Origin of the sequence: Oricola thermophila, assembly GCF_013358405.1 — a bacterium.
Taxonomy (GTDB): domain Bacteria; phylum Pseudomonadota; class Alphaproteobacteria; order Rhizobiales; family Rhizobiaceae; genus Oricola; species Oricola thermophila.
In genome coordinates, this window is the sequence record NZ_CP054836.1 from 2,639,255 (window position 1) to 2,658,546 (window position 19,292).

The following is a 19,292-nucleotide window of genomic DNA, read 5'->3' on the forward strand; positions in this document are numbered from 1 at the left end:
GCGACGGTCCATCCGTCCCGCCATGCGCGCGAACTACAGAATGCAACGCCTCTACGTCGACCACCCCCTCGCGGCGGGAGGAACGATAGCCACCGACAAGACCCGGTCGAACTACCTGCTCAACGTGCTGCGGATGGACGAGGGCGCCGAGCTGCTCGTCTTCAACGGCCGCGACGGGGAATGGCGCGCCATACTGCGCAGGCCGGGCAAGAAACAGGCCGCGCTCGAGCTTGCCGAACAGGTGCGTCCGCAGCCCGCCCCGTCCGACCTCGTCTACTGCTTCGCGCCGCTGAAATCCGGCCGTCTCGACTACATGGTGCAGAAGGCCGTCGAGATGGGCGCCGGCATCCTGCAGCCGGTGATGACGCATCACACCCAGGTCCCGAAGGTGAATGTGGACAGGATGGCCGCCAACGCGGTCGAGGCGGCGGAACAGTGCGGCATATTGTCGATTCCCGAATGCCGCGAACCGGTGAAATTCGACAGGCTGCTTGCCGGCTGGGACCCGGAGCGGCGGCTGGTCTTCTGCGACGAGGACTCCGAGACGAACAACCCGCTGGCAGCGCTGCAGTCGGTGAAGGAAAGGAAACTCGGCGTCATCATCGGCCCGGAGGGCGGCTTTTCCGATGCCGAGCGCGACCAGCTTCGCGCCCTGCCCTTCGTCACCGCCATCCCGCTCGGCCCGCGCATCCTGCGCGCCGACACGGCGGCCGTGGCGGCGCTGGCCGTCATCCAGGCGACGGCAGGCGACTGGAAGTAATTCAATATTCCTTGAACGGCCATCAGAAAAATGGGCTTGCCCTGACGGCTCCCCTCGTCCATCAAGCCCCGCGAATATACCGGACGAGGCGTTCCATGGCGCGTGACACCACCGACGAAACCCCGATCTCCTCGATAGAGGAACTGGCCGCCTATCTCGCCTCCGGCTGCAAGCCGAAGGACGAGTGGCGGATCGGCACGGAGCACGAGAAGTTTCCCTTCTTCACCGAGGACAACAGCCCGGTGCCCTATGAGGGGGAGCGCTCCATCCGCGCCCTGCTGGAAGGCATGCAGGAAACGCTGGGCTGGTCGCCGATCATGGACGAGGGCCGCATCATCGGCCTCTACGAGCCGACCGGCATGGGCGCCATCAGCCTCGAGCCGGGCGGCCAGTTCGAGCTGTCCGGCGCGCCGCTGGAGACGATCCACCAGACCTGCCGCGAGTCCAACGCCCACCTGTCGCAGCTCAGCGAGATCGCCGATCCGCTCGGCATCAAGTTCCTCGGCCTCGGCGCAAGCCCGAAATGGACGCTGGACGAAACGCCGCGCATGCCGAAATCGCGCTACGACATCATGCGCGCCTACATGCCGAAGGTCGGCAATGAAGGTCTCGACATGATGCACCGGACCTCGACCATCCAGGTCAATCTCGACTTCGCTTCCGAGGCCGACATGCGCCGGAAGATGCAGGTTTCCTACCGCCTGCAGCCGGTCGCCACGGCGCTGTTCGCCAATTCGCCCTTCACCGAGGGCAGGCCGAACGGGCTGCTGTCGTGGCGGGCGAACATCTGGCGCGACACCGACCCGGACCGCACCGGCGTCCTGCCCTTCGTCTTCTCGGAGGATTTCGGCTTCATGGACTATGTCGAGTGGGTGCTCGACGTGCCGATGTATTTCGTGCTGCGCGAGGGCCGGTACCACGATTGCACCCACGTCACCTTCCGCCAGTTCATGGACGGTGCGCTGGAGGGCGAGATCCCGGACCCGCACCCGAACATGGGCGACTGGACCAACCACCTGTCCACCGTGTTCCCGGAGGTGCGGCTCAAGAAGTTCATCGAGATGCGCGGCGCCGACGGCGGGCCGTGGCGGCGCATCTGCGCCCTGCCGGCGCTGTGGGTCGGGCTGCTCTACGACGAGACGGCGCTGGAGGCCGCGGACGCGCTGACGCGGGACTGGACCTGCGAGGACGTGGTGGCGCTGCGCGATGCCGTGCCGCGCGAGGGGCTGAAGGCGACGATCAGGGGCCGCACGGTGCGGGAAATCGGCTACGACGTTCTCCGCATCGCCCGCGAGGGCCTGAAATCGCGCGCGAAGCTCAATTCCGAGGGCTTCGACGAGGCGCATTTCCTCATTCCGCTGGAGGAGATCGTCGCGCGCGGCACCACGCCGGCCGAGCAGATGATCACCGAGTACCACTCGGTATGGGCCGAGTCGATCGAGCCCGTTTTTCTCGAATATGCCTACTGAGCGGGGCCGCGCGGGCGGAAAAAATCGCCAAAAGCCGGAAGCTTTCGCGTCCGTTTAACCTCTGGTTGTGTTTTTTGTTGCAGATAGTTCCGCCAAAAGGAACCGCTGCGATACAACATGTCCGACCAGATAGCGACATCGCCGATCAATGACGCCGACATTTGGCAACATGCCCTCTCGGTCGCGCGCCTCGGCGTCATAGACAGGAATTTTGCGACCGGCGAGACGTCGCACTCGGCGAGCTGGAAGCGCATGCTCGGCTATGACGAGCACGAGTTGCCCGACCACGAGGACTTGTGGCTGTCCCTGATGCATCCCGACGACATCGAGCGGGTCAGGGACATCAGCCGGCGCAATGTCGTCGGCGAGACGGAATACCTGGAGGCCGAATTCCGCCTGCGCCACAAGAGCGGCGAATGGCGCTGGTTCCTGGGCCGCGGCTGCGTCGTCGAGCGCGACCCCGACACGGGCATCGCCATCCGCCTGATCGCGCTGCAGACCGACATCACCGGCCAGAAGAACTCCGAGACCGAGCTGCGCCATGCCAACGAGCGGCTGCGGCTCGCACTCGACGCAAGCGGCATCGGTACCTGGCACTACGAACCCGACACCGGGCGGATGTTCTGGGACGAACGCATGCGCGAGATCTACGGGATCGGACCGGAATTCGAGGTGTCGCTCGACACCTGCCCGGCATTCGTCCATCCCGAGGACCGCGACGCGGTCGAGGCACAGGTTGCCCGCCTGATCGAGACCAGGGAAACCCTGCATGCCCGCTACCGCATCGTGCGGGCGGACGAGGAAATCCGCTTCATAGACGCGCACACGCGATATCTCTCGGAAGGGCAGCACTCCGCGCGGGTGGTCGGCATCGTCCGCGACGTGACGAGCGAGGTTCGGGCGGCCGAGGCACTGGCGACGGAGAAGGAGACGCTGCGCGTCACGCTTCACTCGATCCGCGACGCCGTGGTGGCGACCGACGGCGAAGGCATCATCACCTATGCCAACGAATCGGCGATTCAGCTGTTCGGCTGCGAGAATTCGGACATGATCGGCCAGCCGATCGGCGCCTGGCTCGCCGGACGCTGCAAGACCCGGCGCGACGAGGACGCGAAGACCCTGCTGGCAATGGCCGGCGATGACGGTTCCGAGCGGGTGATCCGCCACACGGCGGCGCCCATCGCGGCGGGCACCGGTACCGTGTCCGGCTCGGTGCACACCTTCCAGGACGTCACGCAGGAACATGCGCGCAAGCGCGAGCTGGCCTATGCCGCGCGCCACGACTCGCTGACCGGCGTGCTCAACCGGCGCGCCTTCGAGGAAACGCTGGCCGATTTCGTGTCGGATGCCGAGGCGCCATCGTTCGCCCTCTTCTACATCGACATCGACTATTTCAAGGCGATCAACGACATGGCCGGCCACGCCGCCGGAGACGCGGCGCTGAAGGGCGCCACGGAGGCCATGAAGCAATGCCTGCCGTCATCCGCCATCGTCGGCCGCCTCGGCGGCGACGAGTTCGCGGCCATCGTGCCGACCTCGGACCGCGACTCGGCCATCGCGGTCGCCGAGCGGATGCTCGAGGCCATCCGGTCGACACCGCTGCCGGCCGGGATGCGCCATCGCGATTTCGGCGCCAGCATCGGCGTGGAATTCGTCGACGCGCCGGGCGAGTCCGCGACCAACCTGCTCGCGCGGGCCGATGACGCCTGCTACGCGGCGAAGGCCGGCGGGCGCAACCGCGTTGCGGTGCGCGACGGACGCAGCGACACCGCCGGGGGCCTTGCCGCGATCCGCATGGCGTCCGATCTCGGCGACGCGATGGAGGACGGCCGCCTCAAGCTATACGCGCAGGAACTGCGCCGGCTCGACGATCCCTGGAACACCTGCGGCACGGTCGAAGTGCTGACCCGGCTCGTCGATACCAACGGCAACAACGTGCCGCCCAGCGAGTTCATTCCCGCCGCCGAGCGTTTCGGCATGGCCTCCATGCTGGACCGGTGGGTGATACGCCAGGCGCTGGAACGCCACGGCTCGCAGATGGGTCCCGACGGTGCGCTGTCGCTCGGCTTCAACCTGTCGGCCCAGACGCTGAGCGACCCGTCCCTGTGGACCTTCGTCAAGGAAACGATCGCGGAAAACGGGGTCGCGCCCAACCATGTCACCTTCGAGATCACCGAGACGGCGACCGTCACCAATTTCGAGGCGGCCCAGCAATTCGTGCGGCACGTGCGCGCGCTGGGATGCCGCGTCAGTCTCGACGATTTCGGCGCCGGGCTCAGCTCCTTCGGCTATCTGCGCCGCTTCTCCGTCGACTCGGTGAAGATCGACGGAGAATTCGTCGAGAACATTGCCCGCAGCCGGTTCGACCGCGCCATCGTCTCCTCGATCACCGGCATCGCCCGCGACCTCGGCTTCTACGTGGTCGCCGAACGGATCGAGGAGGAAGCGGCGCTGGACGTGCTGAGGGAACTCGGCGTGCGCAAGGTGCAGGGCTACCTGCTGCACAAGCCGGAACCGCTGGAAGACCTCATCGCGCGCATCTGCGGCCACGCCGGGGCCGAAACCGCGGAACGCCGGGCCGGCTGAGCGCCGGGCCGGTCGGCCGACATCGGGGAAGCCGCACAGCCCGGCAGGACTATGCCTTCAGCTCGACGGTCGCCGACAGGCCGCCGAGCCGCGACGTGCCGAGGTCGAGCCGGCCGCCCGTCTCGGCCAGGATGTCGCCGACGATGGCGAGGCCGAGGCCGGCCGCGCCCCTGCCGCCCTCGTCGAGCCGGCGGCCGCGCCGGAGAATCTCGGCGCGCCGTTCCTCGTCCACGCCCGGCCCGTCATCCTCCACCGCGATCCGCACGATATCGCCGTCGCGCCGCGCCGAGATCAGCACCCGGCTGGCGGCATGGCGCACCGCGTTCTCGGCCAGGTTGCCGAGGATCTCGTTGAAATCGTCCGAATCGACGCGGGCGGCAAGGTCCGGCGGCACGTCCGCCGCGACCTGCTTGCCCTCGGCCGCGGGGGTGCGTTCCAGCGCCCGCACGATGGCCGCCGCCGCGGGCGCCAGCGCAACCGCGGGTGCCGCGGCGCCGTGGCGCAGGCGCGCGCGCGCCATCTCGCGCTCGACATGCACGCGCATCCGCCCGGCCAGCTCGTCGATATCGTCCGCTATCTCGGCCGCGCCCAGGTCCCGCAGCTTGCGCGCGTCGGCGGCAAGCGCGGTCAGCGGCGTCTTGAGACCGTGGGCCAGGTCCGCTGCCCGGTCGCGGGCGCGCAGCATCGCCGCCTCTTGGTGGTCGAGCAGCGTGTTGACCTCCTCGACCAGCGGCGCGACCTCGCTCGGCACCGCGCCGTCCAGCCTCTTGCGCCGGCCCGCCCGGATATCGGCGATCGCGGCGCGAAGGGTATCCATCGGTTGCAGCCCGGCGCGAATCTGCACCGCGAAGCCGATCAGCAGCACCAGCCCGGCAACCACCAGCGCAGGCGCAATGTCGCGGGCGAATCCGGCGCGCAACTCGTCCAGTTCGCGCGTGTCGATGGCCACCGACAGGCGAATCCGGCGATCCGTCGCACCGGCATCGACCACGACCGCCTGCTCGTGAACCAGCAGGGACGAGCCGCGCGGACCCGCGATCTCGTGAACATGAACGACGCCCGGCGCCAGCAGGTCGTCCGGCAGGGCGAGCTCGGTGTCCCACAGCGAACGCGAACGCAGTGACGCGCCTGTCCCGGTATCGGTGACCTGCCAGTAGAGCCCGCCGAAAACCCGGTTGAAGCGCGGATCGGCCGGTTCGCGCGCCAGCGATATCTCGCCATCGGGCGAAAAGCGCAGCGCCCCGGCGATTTGGGCGACATGGGTGTCCAGCTCCTGGCCGACGCGGCGTTCGAGATTGCGGGCAAACAGCGCCGTCAGGCCGAAACCGGCGACGATCAGCGTCACCGCCATGATGCCGGCGGCAAAGGCCATCAGGCGCAGGCGCAGCGACCGGCGGGCGAAGGGGCGGATCATGCGCTTTGCGCCGGCGTGTCGGGGATCGTGTAGCCGAAGCCGCGCCGCGTCTCGATCAGCCGGATCGGCAGCTTGCGGCGCACCCGCGCGATCAGCACCTCGACGGCATTGGATTCGCGCTCGAAATGCAGCGACTGCAAGTGCTCGGCCAGTTCCTGCTGCGGCACGACACGGCCCTTGTTGAGCATCAGGTAGGCGACCAGGCGGTATTCCTGCGGCGACAGGTTGACCGGCACGCCGCGCACGGAAAGCCGCATCTGGCGCGGATCGAGTTCCGCCTCGCCCGCCCTGATCACCGGCGCGGCATGGCCGGCCGAGCGGCGCAGCACCGCGCGCAGGCGCGCCAGCAATTCCTCGACGCGAAACGGCTTGGCGAGATAATCGTCGGCGCCCGCATCGATGCCCTCGACCCGCTCCGTCCAGGAGCCGCGCGCGGTCAGGACGAGCACGGGAAGGTCACGCCCGGCCTCGCGCCAGCGCTTGAGCACCGCCAGGCCGTCCATGTGCGGCAGGCCGAGGTCGAGGATCGCCGCGCCGTAGTCTTCCGTGTCGCCCTTGAACCAGCCCTCCTCGCCGTCTTCCTCCGGATCGACGATGTAGCCGGAGGCCTCCAGCGCGGCGGTCACGTCCTCGCGGATGCGGCGGTCGTCCTCGATCAGCAATATGCGCATGGTCAGTCGTCCCCGCGCTCGAGGATCGAGGCGTCGCGGGCGTCCACCGTGATCTCGCGGCGGCGGCCGTCGGCGCCCAGATAATAGATCTCGTAGAGAAAGCGCCCGTGCTCGCGGTCGATCTCGACCTCGATGACATTGTCGCCGATCCCGCCCGGCAGGCGGTCGAGAATCTCCGAAAGAGCGAGTATGTCGCCGCGCTTGCGCGCCGCGTTCAGTTCCTCGCGCTCCCTGCGGTCGCTGTCTGCATGCACCGGCGCTCCCGCGAAAGCGAGGGGGACAAGCAGCATCGCGAGTAAGACATGCCGGCGCATGGGCAAACCTTCGCATTCCCAAGATGACAAAACGCTTACAACCAGCGTCAGCCGGTTGTCATCGCGCATTTGCGAAAAGGTTTCCACGGTCGGCAACGGCCGGACCGAAACCAAGGAGACAAACCATGAAGAAACTCGTACTCGCTACCATCGCAGCCGGCCTCATCGCGGCGCCCGCCATGGCATCGGACTTTCGCTGCACCGACGCGCCGATCGACCAGTGGATGTCGGAACAGGCGCTCAAGGAAAAGATCACCGGCATGGGCTACGAGGTTCGCCGTATCAAGGTCGATGACGGCTGCTACGAGGTCTATGCCCTCGATGGCAACGGCATGCAGATCGAGGCCAAGTATCATCCGGTCACCGGCGAGATGGTGCGCGCCGGTCTGGACGACTGATGACCGCGCAGGCGGTGACGGAAGCCGGCGGTGAAACGCGGCCGGCGACCGTCCGGGTCTGGGACCCGCTGGTCAGGATCTTCCACTGGTCGCTGGTCGGCCTGTTCGCCTTCGCCTTTGTCACCGGCGACGAATGGGAAAAGGCGCATGTTGCCGCGGGATACGCCATCGCCGGGCTCATCGCCTTCCGCGTCGCCTGGGGCCTTGTCGGCCCGCGCCATGCCCGCTTCGCCGATTTCGTGCGCGGCCCCGGCACGATCCTCGCCTATCTGCGCGCCATGCTGGGCAGGACAGCGCCGCGCCATCTCGGCCACAATCCCGCCGGCGGCGCGATGGTCGTGGCACTGCTGCTGGCGATCGGCGGCATCGCCGCAACGGGCTACATGATGACCACGAACGCCTTCTGGGGCGTCGAATGGGTCGAGGATGTCCACGAGGCGCTGGCCTTCGGCACGCTCGGCCTCATCGCGCTGCATGTCGGCGGCGTCATCCTCGCCTCCGTCGAGCACGGCGAAAACCTCGTTCGCGCGATGATAACGGGTCGCAAGCGGCCGCTCTGATCCCGGTTCCGGGCTGGCCCGAGAGGCCGCCCGGTTTTTTTCGGCCCGAAACGCTTTCGAAATGAAAATGTAATCCACCGCGCTTCCACCCCTCTTATCCTGTTCCCGCCGCATGGTGCGGCACGGAGAGAGGCGATGCAGTTCGACTGGGCAATGGCGATAGAGAGGAACCGCAGGGACCTGCTGCGCATCCTGCGCGACCTTTTCGCGCTGGCCGGGCTGGATCTCGGGACGGCTGCCGAACCCGCGTCCGGTCCCCTTGCAACCCCCGAGGCCGACGCTGCTTCGTTCACCCTTCCGCCAGTCCTCCCGGCCACCCTGCCGCGCTACGCCGTACTCCACATCCGCCGCATCCTGCGCTCCGCCGAGGCCGCCGTGCGTCGCCTGATCGTGATCGCCGCGCGCGACATCGAGGTGCAGGTCCGCCATGCGCCGGCATTGAAGCCGAAGACGGAGCGCAGTGCCGGAGAAGCGCGCCCTCCCTTCTCCCCAGGCGAAACGCTTCGGGCGACGAACGCGCCATGCGGCGGGGTCGCCAGCCATGGAGCCACCCCCGTCACCGTCACCATCCGGCCCGAGCCGCCGTTGCCGGAAAAACCGCTTCCCGGTGCCCCGCAGCTCGTCCGCGTGCCGGTGAACCTGGGGCTGGCGAATATCCGCTACCTTCCCGATCCCGAGCCGGAACCGGAGGAAGAGCCCGACGGCCCGGTGCCGCTCGGCCCCATCCCGGCCTTTCCGCTGGTCGATCCGCGCAAGCGCTTCGATTTCATCCGGCCGCGCCGGCGCTACGGCCGCAGCCGTCCGCGCATCCGCCTGCTGGGCGACAACCCGTTTCCGGTCTACATGCGCCACCCGCCATTGCCGGAGCCTGATCTTCGCCTGCCGGGCGATGCGGTTCCTGCCGCGACCCTGCTGCGTCGCCTGGTGTCGGCGCGCATGGCGCTGGACAATATCGACCGCGAGGCCCGGCGTCTTGCCCGCCACGAGGCGCGCGTCCGCCGCCGCCCGCCGGACAGCCGGAAGGTTATCTACACCGCGCTGCGTCCCGGCCCGCCGCCCGGGCACCGGAAGCGAGGCCGCCACGCCATCGACGAGGTTCTCAAGGAATGCCACCGCGTCGCGGTCTGGGCGGAAAGGGAAGGGCCGCCGTGACCGGGAGAACAGGGAAGTGCCACGCGACCTGCTCCCGGACACGGGGCGCGGGAGGATTTCGCGCGGCCGGAGCCGGTCGCATCGCCTGGCACGTCATTGCCGCATTCGCCACGCATGTTATGGTCGCAATCACATTACGGGAGGAAACGCGATGGCGCCGCTGTTCGACATGTTCACGAATGCACAGAACGGCGAGGCGATCGCCGAGATGGCCCGCCGGTTCGGCCTGTCGCAGAAGCAGGCCGAGGAAGCGATCGCCGCGCTGTTGCCCGCGTTCTCAACCGGGCTGAAGCGCAACGCCTCGGATCCGACGGGCATCGCCTCGTTCCTGCAGGCGCTCGCCGGCGGCAACCACGCCCGCTATTTCGAGGACATGGGAAAGGCCTTCGCGCCCGAAGGGGTCGAGGAGGGCAACGGCATCCTCGGACACCTGTTCGGCTCCAGGGAGGTGTCGCGCGCCGTCGCCGCCCAGGCCGCGCAGGCCACCGGCATCGCCCAGGATATCCTCAAGCAGATGCTGCCCGTCATCGCCGCGACCCTGATGGGCGGTTTCGGCAAGCAGTCGGCCGGGCAGATGAACGCCATGCCCGGATTCGGCGCGGCGCAGGGCAATGTTTTCGGCGAAGTCATCGAGCGAATGATGCGCCAGCAGGCGGACATGGCGAAGAAGATGCAGCCGCGCGAAACCGAGGCGGAGCCGGCGCCGAACCCGTTCGACAATCCCTTCGGCAGGGCGATGGAGGAAATGTTCGGCGGCGGACGGGAAGCGGAAACGAAAGGGCGCGAACACGCCGCCGATCCGGCGGACCCGGCGGACAATCCGCTCGGCCGCATCCTCGAGGAGATGCTGGGTGGCGGCGCGCGGCGATCCGACCCGGAACCCGAACAGGAAGCAGGCAATCCCCACGGCGACCTGTTCGGCGAGATGTTCGAGACCGGACGGCGCACCCGGGAGGAATACCAGAAGTCGATGGAGAGCATTTTCGACAGCTACCTGAAGGGCATGCAACGGCGCTGACGGCGCGGCCTTGACCGCGGCCCCGCCCTTGGCGTTACTGGCACCATGAACAAGACGGCCCCGGGCAGCGATTCCCCACGTTCCAATGTCGCGGAATTTTCCGTTTCGGAGATTTCCTTCGCCATCAAGCGCACCATCGAGGACACCTTCGAGCGGGTGCGCATCCGCGGCGAGGTGTCGGGCTATCGCGGCCCGCATTCGTCGGGCCATGCCTATTTCACCCTGAAGGACGAGAAGGCCCGCATCGACGCGGTGATCTGGCGCGGCGCGTTCTCCAAGCTCGCCTTCCTGCCGGAGGAAGGGCTGGAGGTGATCGCCACCGGCAAGCTGACCACCTATCCGGGCTCGTCGAAATACCAGATCGTCATCGACAATATCGAGCCGGCGGGCGCCGGCGCGCTGATGGCGCTTCTGGAGGAGCGGCGCAAGAAGCTCGCCGCCGAGGGGCTGTTCGCAGAGGAACGCAAGCAGCTGCTGCCCTACCTGCCGCGCGTGATCGGCGTCGTCACCTCGCCCACCGGCGCGGTGATCCGAGACATCATGCACCGCATCAACGACCGCTACCCGCTGCGCGTCGTCGTCTGGCCCGTCCGGGTGCAGGGCGAAACCTGCGGCGCCGAGGTGGCCAACGCGATCCGCGGCTTCAACGCGCTCGACGGCTCGCAGGGCATTCCCCGCCCGGACGTGCTGATCGTGGCGCGCGGCGGCGGCAGCCTGGAGGATCTCTGGGGCTTCAACGAGGAGGCCGTGGTTCGCGCCGCGGCGGAATCGATGATCCCGCTGATCTCGGCGGTCGGCCACGAGACCGACTGGACGCTGATCGACCACGCCGCCGACGTCCGCGCGCCGACGCCGACCGGCGCCGCGGAGATCGCCGTGCCCGTCAAGGCGGAACTGGAGGCGAGCATTGCCCAGCTCGGGGCCCGTCTGCAGGCCGGCATCGGTCGGCTTGCGGATCGCAAGCGCGAGAGCCTGCGCGCCGCGGCGCGCGGTCTGCCCGCGCCCGACGGGCTGCTCGCCATGCCGCGGCAGAGCTTCGACGCGCTGGAACGCCGGCTCGCCCAGGGCCTCGGAACGAATGTCACCGCCAAGCGCAACGCCCTGCAGCTCGCTTCCGGCCGGCTCAGCCCGAGCCGGCTGTCCGCGCTGCTCGACCGCGACACCCGCGCGCTGGAACGGTTCGACCGCGACCTGCCGCGCGCGCTGCAACTGGTCGCGGACCGCAAGCGCGAGGCGCTGAACCTGCGCGCCTCGCGGCTCACCGTATCCGGGATCGAGCGGCAGCACCGCCAGGGTGCCGACCGCCTGCAGGGACTTGATGCCCGGCTCGGCCGCACGATCGAGCTGCGGATCTCGGACGCCCGCAACCGGCTCGACCAGCGGGAACGCCTGCTCAGGACGCTCTCCTACGAGGCGGTGCTCGACCGCGGTTTCGCGCTTGTGCGCGACGAGAACGACCGGCCGGTCAAGCGGGCCGGCGAAGTGAAGAAGGGCGCGCGCCTGACGATCGAGTTCGCGGGCCGCGAACGGGTCGGCGTCATCGCGGCAAACGGCACCGGGACGGCAAGGCCGAAACCGGCGGCCAGGCCGAAGAAGCCGCCGCATCAGGGCGACCTTTTCTGAGAACGGCGACGGCAGAAATTTCCTGGGACTACTCTCGTCAGAACGCCCGTCTCGGGATATGGACGTCCGATGCGAGGCTTTGAGACAGGACCGATGGCCATGAACCGGACGGGGCGGATGCTGACACTGCTGCGCACCGTTCTGGCCGCCATCCTGGCATTGCACGTCGCCGCATTTGCCGATCCGGCCCCGCCGGAACTGCCGGGCGACGCCAGGGGCTCGATCACCGAGGCCCGCTTTGCCCATCCCGGCAAGGTTCCCGAACCGATCTGGATCGTCGGCCGCGCCGATCAGGACGCGCCCGACCTGAACTCCGGACATGGCGGTGCTTCCGCGTTGCCCGGTTCGGCGCCTGTCGGTTTCCGCCCCGACCGAACCGGCATGTCCGGCCGGTCCCGGGACGCGATTTTCCGTTCCCTTGCCGGCAACCGCGCGCGCGCCCGCGCGCCGCCTGCCCGTTCCGCCTGACCCCACTCCCGAAAACCGCGCACCGGTAGCGGTCCGGGTCCGGCTACAGGACCCGGCTCGTCGCCGTGCGAGCAATCCCATCCGCTCGCGGCAAGGCCAATGCCGGCGAGCTACAGGCGAACTGCAAAATGAAACGAATCATAACCTTCCAGAGCATCCTCGGCGTCGCCGGGGTCACCATTTTCATCGTGAGCCACATCGTCGCCGTCGCCGGCTTGTTCCTGTGGATCACGATCGGCTACTTCCGGCTGGGACCAGCGGCCTCTGTCGCGGTCTCGGCCATCGCGGCCATCCCCGTCCTGCTTGTATCGGCCAAGGTGGCTCTCCTCGCATACGAGGCTGAAACCGACCCGGAGAACAACGGCTATCGACCGCCGGAACGACCGGACGTCAACAGGTAGAACTTGACGGAAAAGGGGTGGTACGAACGGGTGGATTCGAACCACCGACCTCTGGAGCCACAATCCAGCGCTCTAACCAACTGAGCTACGTTCGCGCAATCATGCGAGACACGGCGCGTGAAATACGCGACCGATGCCGCGATTGCAAGACCGGATTGCGGCGAGATGCATGCAAACCGGCAAAGAAAAAGGCCGGACAAGTCCGGCCTTTCTCTGTCGCGCCCGCCACCGGGAGGAGGATGTGGCGGTCGCGTTTCGAATTCAGGCTACCTTGACCGAGGACATCGCCTTCTCGGTCGCCGCCTTGACCGGTGCCGACAGCGCCTCGAAGGCTTCCTTGGAAACGCTCTGCATTTCCTTGGCCTGGTCGACGGCCAGTTCGGCCTGCTTGCGGAAGAATGCGGTCTGGATCTCGAAGGCCTCGCCCAGCGACTTTACGCCAACGAGCTTTTCGAGATGGGCGAAGCTGGCCTCGGTATTGGCGCGCATAGCGCCGATCGCGGTCAGCGAGAGCTTGGAGCCCTGTTCCTGCGCGGTCTCGACCGTCTTCTCGACGGTCTTCTGCGCATCATCCATGGTGGATTTCATGGTATCATAGGCTTCCTTCGACTTCGCGAGGCCCTGCTCGGCGAAGTTGCGGAACTGGTCGGCGAAGGGCGCGGCGTCCATGGCCGGGAAGGCGAAGACGTCAGCGGTTTCGGTCTTGTCGGTCGCTGCTTTGGCCATGTCATTATTCCTTTGGGTTGACTTGGTATCTTTCATTGACCCTCATATAGCAGATTTTTTGTGCATTGCAACATTTTATTGCGACGCACAATAATTGCCGGTTCTCCGTGGGGAAATTAACTACACATCGAACTTGAACCCGAGGCAGACTGCGCTACGCTGGATTCCCGCGTGGCGAAGTGGCAATTAATCCTTTGTTAACCGCCGAAAAGGCGCCGCACAGGACATTCCGATGGCAGAATCCGGGACGAACCACTCGTTCATCGACATCGCCGCGTGGGACGGCATTCGCGAGCACTTCCTGTCCGGACGTCCCCTCGCCGTGTTCTCGGAAGACCTGGAGACATTGCTCTGGGCGAACGGCCGCGCGGCCAGCCTGTTCGGCTTCTCCTCGATCGGCGAGTTCGAGATCGAGGGTCCGGACGGAATGGGCACGGCACTGCGCCAGTTGCGCTCCGCGGCAAGCCGGACGGATGCCGGAAGCCCCGTCCGCACGATGCTGCGCATTACCTCCGGCATGAGCAGCCGGCTGGTCGGCGCGGAACTGCAGCGCATTCCCGGTCATGACGGGACGCCCTGCATCAAGGTGTTGATCGACAGCGACGGTCCCGACGAAAGCGAATGCGACACCGCCATGGCGGCGATTTCCGGCCTGAAGGAAGAGGGGGCAGGAGCGGCCATCGTCGACGGCGACGGCAGGCTGCTTGCCGCAGACTCCCTGTTCGCCGGCTTCTCCATCCCGGAAGACAAGATCGGGGCCTTGGTCCGCGATGTGCGCCACGAGGAAGACAGGCTGGTCAAGCGCCTGCTGACGCCGAGCCCGGCAACGCCAGTTGCCATCGCGATCGCGCGGCTGACCGACATGCCGGCGCGGCACCTCGTCATGGCGGTTCCTGCAGCCGACGAAGCCCGGCCGGCGGAAAAACGGGTCCTCCCGGAAGCGCATGACGCGACGGAGCATGGCGAGCCTGCCGATGAAACCGTGTCACTCGCCGCTGAGGTTCAGACACCCGTCGCGGAAGCTCCGGAAGCTGCACGGCTTCCTGATGACGCGCAAGCTACGAGGCTCGTTTCCTTCGAGCCGGATTTCGAGGCCGTGCGCGGACCGGTGCGGTTCGTCTGGAAAACGGATAGCAACGGCCGCTTCACCGACATTTCCCCCGAGTTCGGCGCCGCCGTCGGTCCCAATGCCGCCGATATCGTCGGACGGACCTTCGAGGATGTGGCCCGCGTCTTCGAACTCGATCCTTCGGGCGAGATCAGCGCCTCGCTGACGCGCCGCGACACATGGTCGGGCAAAAGCGTCATGTGGCCCGTCCAGGGAACCGCCTATCGGGTTCCCGTCGACCTGGCCGCCCTGCCCTCCTACAACCGGGATCGCGAATTCGAGGGCTACCGCGGCTTCGGCATCGTTCGCATGGGCGAGCGCAGGGAAGACCCGGAGGGACTTGGCCTCACGCTGACCGTCGCACAGGCCGAGGCGGCTTCCGGCGACGAAGCCGGGGATCGGAAGACGGAAAGCGCGGAAGCGATCGCGCCGCAGGAACCGGAACGGCCCGAGGACGATCCACGGGAACAGGAGGCCGACACCGCGGTAACCCATGACGCCGAGGCGCCACAGGCCGCGTCACCGTCGCAACCGGATCACGAAGGCGACAAGGTAATCGACCTCGCCTCCAAGCGCCGCGGCAATGCGCCGGGCGAGGCGCTGAACGCGAACGAAGAAGCCGCGTTCCGCCAGATCGGCGACCTGCTCGGCTGGGCAAGGACCATGCCCGACGCCCGGGAACCGCAACCGGACGAGCCGGATGAGATGCCGGAAACCGATCCACCGCTCGCCGAGTCGCCGCAATCTCGCGAAGACGACTACATCGCCGCCTGCGAGGACGACGCGCAGACCGATCTTCAGCCGGATGTCCCGGTTTCCGAAGGTGACGGCGAAAGCGCCCCCGGCGCGGAAGTACCGGAAGATGCTGCGGAGGCGCGGGACACGGGCACCGGTGAAGAAGCGGATCCGGCGGCGGACGAACACCATTACATTCCTTCCGCATTCGCGACCGGCCACGAGCCCGAAAGCGCGGATGATCGCGGCGACCTGACGCCAAGCTTCCTCGACGACCTGCCCCTGCCGGTCCTGATCCACCGGGACGACGAGGCGCTCTATGTCAACGAGGCCTTTGCAGGGATGAGCGGCTACGAAACTCCCGACGCCCTCAATCGAGCGGGCGGGATCGACGCGCTGTTCAACGGCGAGACCGGCGGCGACGGCATGCTCTGCCTGAACGCCACCGACGGCTCGACCGTGACAGCGCGCGCGCACATGCAGGCCATTCAATGGGGCGGCAGAACGGCACTGCTGTTCGTCTTCGAGCCGCGCGAACAGTCCGCCGGAACAGACGACCTGCCGGCAGACGCCGGCGTTTCGGAAGCGGAGGAACTGCGGGCCATCCTCGACACCGCGTCGGACGGCGTCGTGGTCCTGACGGCGGAAGGGGTTATCCGTTCCGTCAACGCGTCCGCCTCCGCGCTTTTCGGCTATTCCGGCGAGGAACTTGAGGGAAAGAGCTTCGCCATCCTGTTTGCCCAGGAAAGCCAGGCGGCCGCGCTCGACTACCTGCACGGCCTCTCCCACAACGGGGTGGCCAGCGTGCTCAACGAGGGACTGGAGGTTCTCGGCCGGGAAAAGAACGGCGGATTCCTGCCGCTGTTCATGACGATCGGCCGGCTCGAGACCTCGAACGGCTTCTGCGCGGTGGTGCGGGACATCACCGCATGGAAGCAGACCGAGCAGGCGCTTCGCGAGGCCCAGCGGAACGCCGAAAACGCATCGACACAGAAGACCGAGTTTCTCGCCAAGATCAGTCACGAAATCCGCACCCCGCTCAACGCGATCATCGGATTCTCCGAACTGATGGCGGAAGAGCGCTTCGGACCGATCGGAAACGAGCGCTACAAGAGCTACCTCGCCGACATCAACAAGAGCGGCAAATATGTGCTCGATCTGGTCAACGACCTGCTCGACATCTCGAAGATCGAGGCCGGAAAGCAGGAACTGGAATTCGAAAGCGTGTCGCTGAACGAGGCGGTGAGCGAAGCCGTCGCGATGATCCAGCCGCAGGCCAACCGCAACCGCATCATCGTGCGCTCTTCGCTGGACGAGGATCTTCCGGACGTGGTCGCAGATGCGCGCAGCCTCAAGCAGATCGTGCTCAACATCCTGTCCAACTCGGTGCGGTTCACCCACTCCGGCGGACAGGTAATCATCAGCACCTGCTACAATGCGCGAAGCGAGGTCGTCCTGCGGATCAAGGATACCGGCATCGGTATGTCGGCCAAGGAAATCGAGACGGCATTGCAGCCGTTCCAGCAGGTAGCATCGCTTGGCCGGGCGCGCGGCGACGGTACAGGGCTCGGCCTGCCGCTGACGAAGGCGCTGGTCGAGGCGAACCGCGCGGAATTCGCCATCCAGTCGGAACCCGGACGCGGCACTGCGGTGGAGATCGTCTTCCCGCCGTCGCGGGTGCTGGCGAGCTGACAAAAAAAAGGCGCCAAATGGCGCCTTAGATCAGTGACTGCTGGAATTACGAGCGGCTCAATCGTGTCCGAGGAGCATCTTAAAACCTGTTAGGAGACTATTAACGACCGCTCCTTAACAGGAAGTTAACAACGCCGTTGGCTGTATGAAAGCGATACGGATGCGGGACGCTTGGTTAACGTCCCGGCATCGTTCACGCTTGCAATTCCGGCAGCTCCCGGAAGAGTTCCAGTGCCTCGGGATTGGCGAGCGCCTCCTTGTTCTTGACCGGACGGCCATGCACCACTTCGCGGACGGCAAGCTCGACTATCTTGCCCGACTTGGTACGCGGGATATCCGTCACGGCAACTATGCGCGCCGGCACGTGACGGGGCGAAGCGCCCGTACGGATCTTGTTGCGGATCTTCTTCTGCAATTCATCGTCCAGCTTGGTGCCGGGGGCGAGGCGCACGAACAACACCACACGCACATCATTGTCCCATTCCTGGCCTATGCAAAGGGCCTCGAGCACCTCCGGCAACTGCTCGACCTGGTTGTATATCTCCGCGGTTCCGATGCGCACGCCGCCGGGATTGAGGGTCGCATCCGAGCGGCCGTGGATGATCATGCCGCCATTCGCGGTCCACTCGGCAAAGTCGCCATGGCACCAGACATTGTCGAACCGCTCGAAATAGGCCGCCCGGTACTTCGTGCCGTCGGAATCGTTCCAGAAGGCAACCGGCATGGAGGGAAACGGCTTCGTGCAGACAAGCTCGCCCTTCTCCCCGACGACCGGCCCGCCATCGTCGTTCCACACCTCGACGGCCATGCCGAGACCGGCGCCCTGTATCTCGCCGACATGGACGGGAAGGATCGGCACCCCGAGCACGAAACAGGAAACAATGTCGGTTCCGCCGGAGATCGACGCCAGATGGACGTCGCGCTTGATCGCGTCATAGACATAGGCGAAACACTCCGGCGACAGCGGCGAACCGGTCGAGGAAATGACACGAACGGTCGACAGCTCATGGGTGTCGATCGGCCGCAGCCCTTCCTTGCGCACCGCATCGATATATTTCGCCGAAGTGCCGAAATAGGTCATGCCTTCCTGCTCGGCGTAATCGAAAAGAACCCTCGCATCAGGCGCGAAAGGCGATCCGTCGAACAGCAGGAGTGTCGCGCCGCTGGCAAGGCCCGAGACCAGCCAGTTCCACATCATCCAGCCGCAGGTGGTGAAATAGAACACGCGATCGCCCGCGCGAATTCCGGCATGATAGCGGTGTTCCTTCAGATGCTGCAGCAACGTGCCGCCGGCGGAATGGACGATACATTTCGGAACGCCCGTCGTGCCGGAGGAAAACAGGATGTAGAGCGGATGCGAGAACGGCAGCCGGTTGAACTCCAGCGGCTTTTCCTCGTAGCGATCCAGGACGGCCGACAGCGCTTCCGCATCGGGCAATGCGGCCGCTGTCTCCCCGGCGCGCCCGAGGTAATCGACGATTATCGTGCCCTTCACAGTCGGCAGGCTCGGCAGGATCTCGGCAAGCTTGCCGGAGATGTCCTGTTCCTTGCCGTTGTACCAGTAACCGTCACAGGCAATGAACAGAACAGGCTCGATCTGGGAGAAGCGGTCGAGCACGCCCTTCGGGCCGAAGTCCGGCGAGCAGGACGACCAGATCGCGCCGAGCGAGGTCGCCGCCAGCATCGCGGCAATGGTTTCCGGCATGTTCGGCATCATGGCGGCCACGCGGTCGCCCTCGCCTATGCCAAGCGAACGGAAATGCTGCTGCAGACGCGAGACCAACGCCCGCAGTTCCGCCCAGGACAGGCGGCGCTCCACCTTGTCCTCGCCGCGAAACACCAGGGCGTCGCCCTCACCCGCCTTGGCGAGCAGGTTCTCGGCGAAATTCAGCTTCGCATCAGGAAAGAAGCGCGCGCCGGGCATCCTGTCGCCATCTGCAAGGACACGATCGCCCTTCTCTCCGACAACGCCGCAATCATCCCAGACGAGCGACCAGAAGTCCTCACGATTGTCCACGGACCAGCGGTGAAACTCCGCATAGCTGCCGGTCGGCGCATCGAACCGGTCACGGGCGGCTTTCATCAGTCCCGTCATCGCAGCTTCGCGAATTGCCTCGTCACTCGGCGTCCAGAGCGGCGTCATTCTCCATTCTCCTCCGTTGCAGTGTGCAAAACCTCGTAAAGCGCAGCGACAAAA

Annotated in this window: 16 protein-coding genes and 1 tRNA gene; 11 read left to right on the plus strand and 6 right to left on the minus strand. The window is 66.5% G+C overall.

The annotated features are described in order from the left end of the window. Positions 1 to 22 precede the first annotated feature (22 nt). The 3 genes from HTY61_RS12700 to HTY61_RS12710 all read left to right on the plus strand — a co-directional run bounded on the left by HTY61_RS12700 (position 23) and on the right by HTY61_RS12710 (position 4,815). The gene (locus tag HTY61_RS12700; RefSeq protein WP_175277145.1) at positions 23 to 760 is read left to right on the plus strand and encodes a 16S rRNA (uracil(1498)-N(3))-methyltransferase; all 738 of its coding nucleotides are present in this window, start codon (positions 23 to 25) and stop codon (positions 758 to 760) included. A gap of 95 nt (positions 761 to 855) precedes the next feature. Next, positions 856 to 2,229: a glutamate--cysteine ligase gene (locus HTY61_RS12705; protein WP_175277146.1), complete on the plus strand. Its 1,374-nt coding sequence runs from the start codon at positions 856 to 858 to the stop codon at positions 2,227 to 2,229. A gap of 117 nt (positions 2,230 to 2,346) precedes the next feature. Then, positions 2,347 to 4,815, plus strand: coding sequence for an EAL domain-containing protein (locus HTY61_RS12710; protein ID WP_175277147.1), 2,469 nt, complete (start codon positions 2,347 to 2,349; stop codon positions 4,813 to 4,815). 49 nt (positions 4,816 to 4,864) lie between these two features. On the opposite strand, the gene HTY61_RS12715 is transcribed toward HTY61_RS12710, so the two are convergent. From HTY61_RS12715 to HTY61_RS12725, 3 genes are read right to left on the minus strand one after another with little or no spacing between them, the layout of a single operon-like run. Beyond that, positions 4,865 to 6,229, minus strand: coding sequence for a sensor histidine kinase (locus HTY61_RS12715; RefSeq protein ID WP_175277148.1), 1,365 nt, complete (start codon positions 6,227 to 6,229; stop codon positions 4,865 to 4,867). Then, positions 6,226 to 6,900, minus strand: a complete 675-nt coding sequence (locus HTY61_RS12720; RefSeq protein WP_175277149.1) for a response regulator transcription factor — start codon at positions 6,898 to 6,900, stop codon at positions 6,226 to 6,228. The genes HTY61_RS12715 and HTY61_RS12720 overlap by 4 nt, the downstream gene beginning before the upstream one ends. A gap of 2 nt (positions 6,901 to 6,902) precedes the next feature. Beyond that, entirely contained in the window at positions 6,903 to 7,154 is a 252-nt protein-coding gene (locus HTY61_RS12725) for a PepSY domain-containing protein (protein WP_175277150.1), read from the minus strand. Between the two features lie 185 nt (positions 7,155 to 7,339). Here HTY61_RS12725 and HTY61_RS12730 point away from each other — a divergent pair, with 185 nt between their 5' ends. From HTY61_RS12730 to HTY61_RS12760, 7 genes are all read left to right on the plus strand, one after another. After that, on the plus strand, positions 7,340 to 7,612 hold the full coding sequence (locus HTY61_RS12730; RefSeq protein ID WP_175277151.1) for a PepSY domain-containing protein: 273 nt from the start codon (positions 7,340 to 7,342) through the stop codon (positions 7,610 to 7,612). Then, on the plus strand, positions 7,612 to 8,172 hold the full coding sequence (locus HTY61_RS12735) for a cytochrome b/b6 domain-containing protein (protein WP_175277152.1): 561 nt from the start codon (positions 7,612 to 7,614) through the stop codon (positions 8,170 to 8,172). The genes HTY61_RS12730 and HTY61_RS12735 overlap by 1 nt, the downstream gene beginning before the upstream one ends. 135 nt (positions 8,173 to 8,307) lie before the next feature. Continuing rightward, positions 8,308 to 9,324 carry a hypothetical protein gene (locus tag HTY61_RS12740; protein ID WP_175277153.1) on the plus strand — a complete coding sequence of 339 codons (1,017 nt, stop codon included), beginning with the start codon at positions 8,308 to 8,310 and terminating at the stop codon, positions 9,322 to 9,324. 151 nt (positions 9,325 to 9,475) lie between these two features. Further along, positions 9,476 to 10,342, plus strand: coding sequence for a DUF937 domain-containing protein (locus HTY61_RS12745; protein WP_175277154.1), 867 nt, complete (start codon positions 9,476 to 9,478; stop codon positions 10,340 to 10,342). 45 nt (positions 10,343 to 10,387) lie between these two features. After that, on the plus strand, positions 10,388 to 11,965 hold the full coding sequence (xseA, locus tag HTY61_RS12750; RefSeq protein ID WP_175277155.1) for an exodeoxyribonuclease VII large subunit: 1,578 nt from the start codon (positions 10,388 to 10,390) through the stop codon (positions 11,963 to 11,965). A gap of 99 nt (positions 11,966 to 12,064) precedes the next feature. Then, positions 12,065 to 12,433 (plus strand): hypothetical protein, encoded by a 369-nt coding sequence (locus HTY61_RS12755; protein ID WP_210268615.1) that lies wholly within the window; start codon positions 12,065 to 12,067, stop codon positions 12,431 to 12,433. A 128-nt stretch (positions 12,434 to 12,561) separates the two neighbouring features. Further along, positions 12,562 to 12,834: a hypothetical protein gene (locus HTY61_RS12760; RefSeq protein ID WP_175277157.1), complete on the plus strand. Its 273-nt coding sequence runs from the start codon at positions 12,562 to 12,564 to the stop codon at positions 12,832 to 12,834. Between the two features lie 18 nt (positions 12,835 to 12,852). Here the strand turns inward: HTY61_RS12760 and HTY61_RS12765 are convergent. Both HTY61_RS12765 and HTY61_RS12770 read right to left on the minus strand, forming a co-directional pair. Next, positions 12,853 to 12,929: transfer RNA gene (locus HTY61_RS12765), tRNA-His, on the minus strand. A gap of 166 nt (positions 12,930 to 13,095) precedes the next feature. Then, positions 13,096 to 13,560: a phasin gene (locus HTY61_RS12770; RefSeq protein WP_175277158.1), complete on the minus strand. Its 465-nt coding sequence runs from the start codon at positions 13,558 to 13,560 to the stop codon at positions 13,096 to 13,098. A 232-nt stretch (positions 13,561 to 13,792) separates the two neighbouring features. On the opposite strand from HTY61_RS12770, the gene HTY61_RS12775 reads away from it, so the two are divergent. Beyond that, positions 13,793 to 17,095, plus strand: a complete 3,303-nt coding sequence (locus HTY61_RS12775) for a PAS domain S-box protein (RefSeq protein ID WP_246272799.1) — start codon at positions 13,793 to 13,795, stop codon at positions 17,093 to 17,095. A gap of 193 nt (positions 17,096 to 17,288) precedes the next feature. Here the strand turns inward: HTY61_RS12775 and HTY61_RS12780 are convergent, their stop codons facing one another. Beyond that, positions 17,289 to 19,238, minus strand: coding sequence for an acetoacetate--CoA ligase (locus tag HTY61_RS12780; protein WP_175277159.1), 1,950 nt, complete (start codon positions 19,236 to 19,238; stop codon positions 17,289 to 17,291). Positions 19,239 to 19,292: the final 54 nt, after the last annotated feature.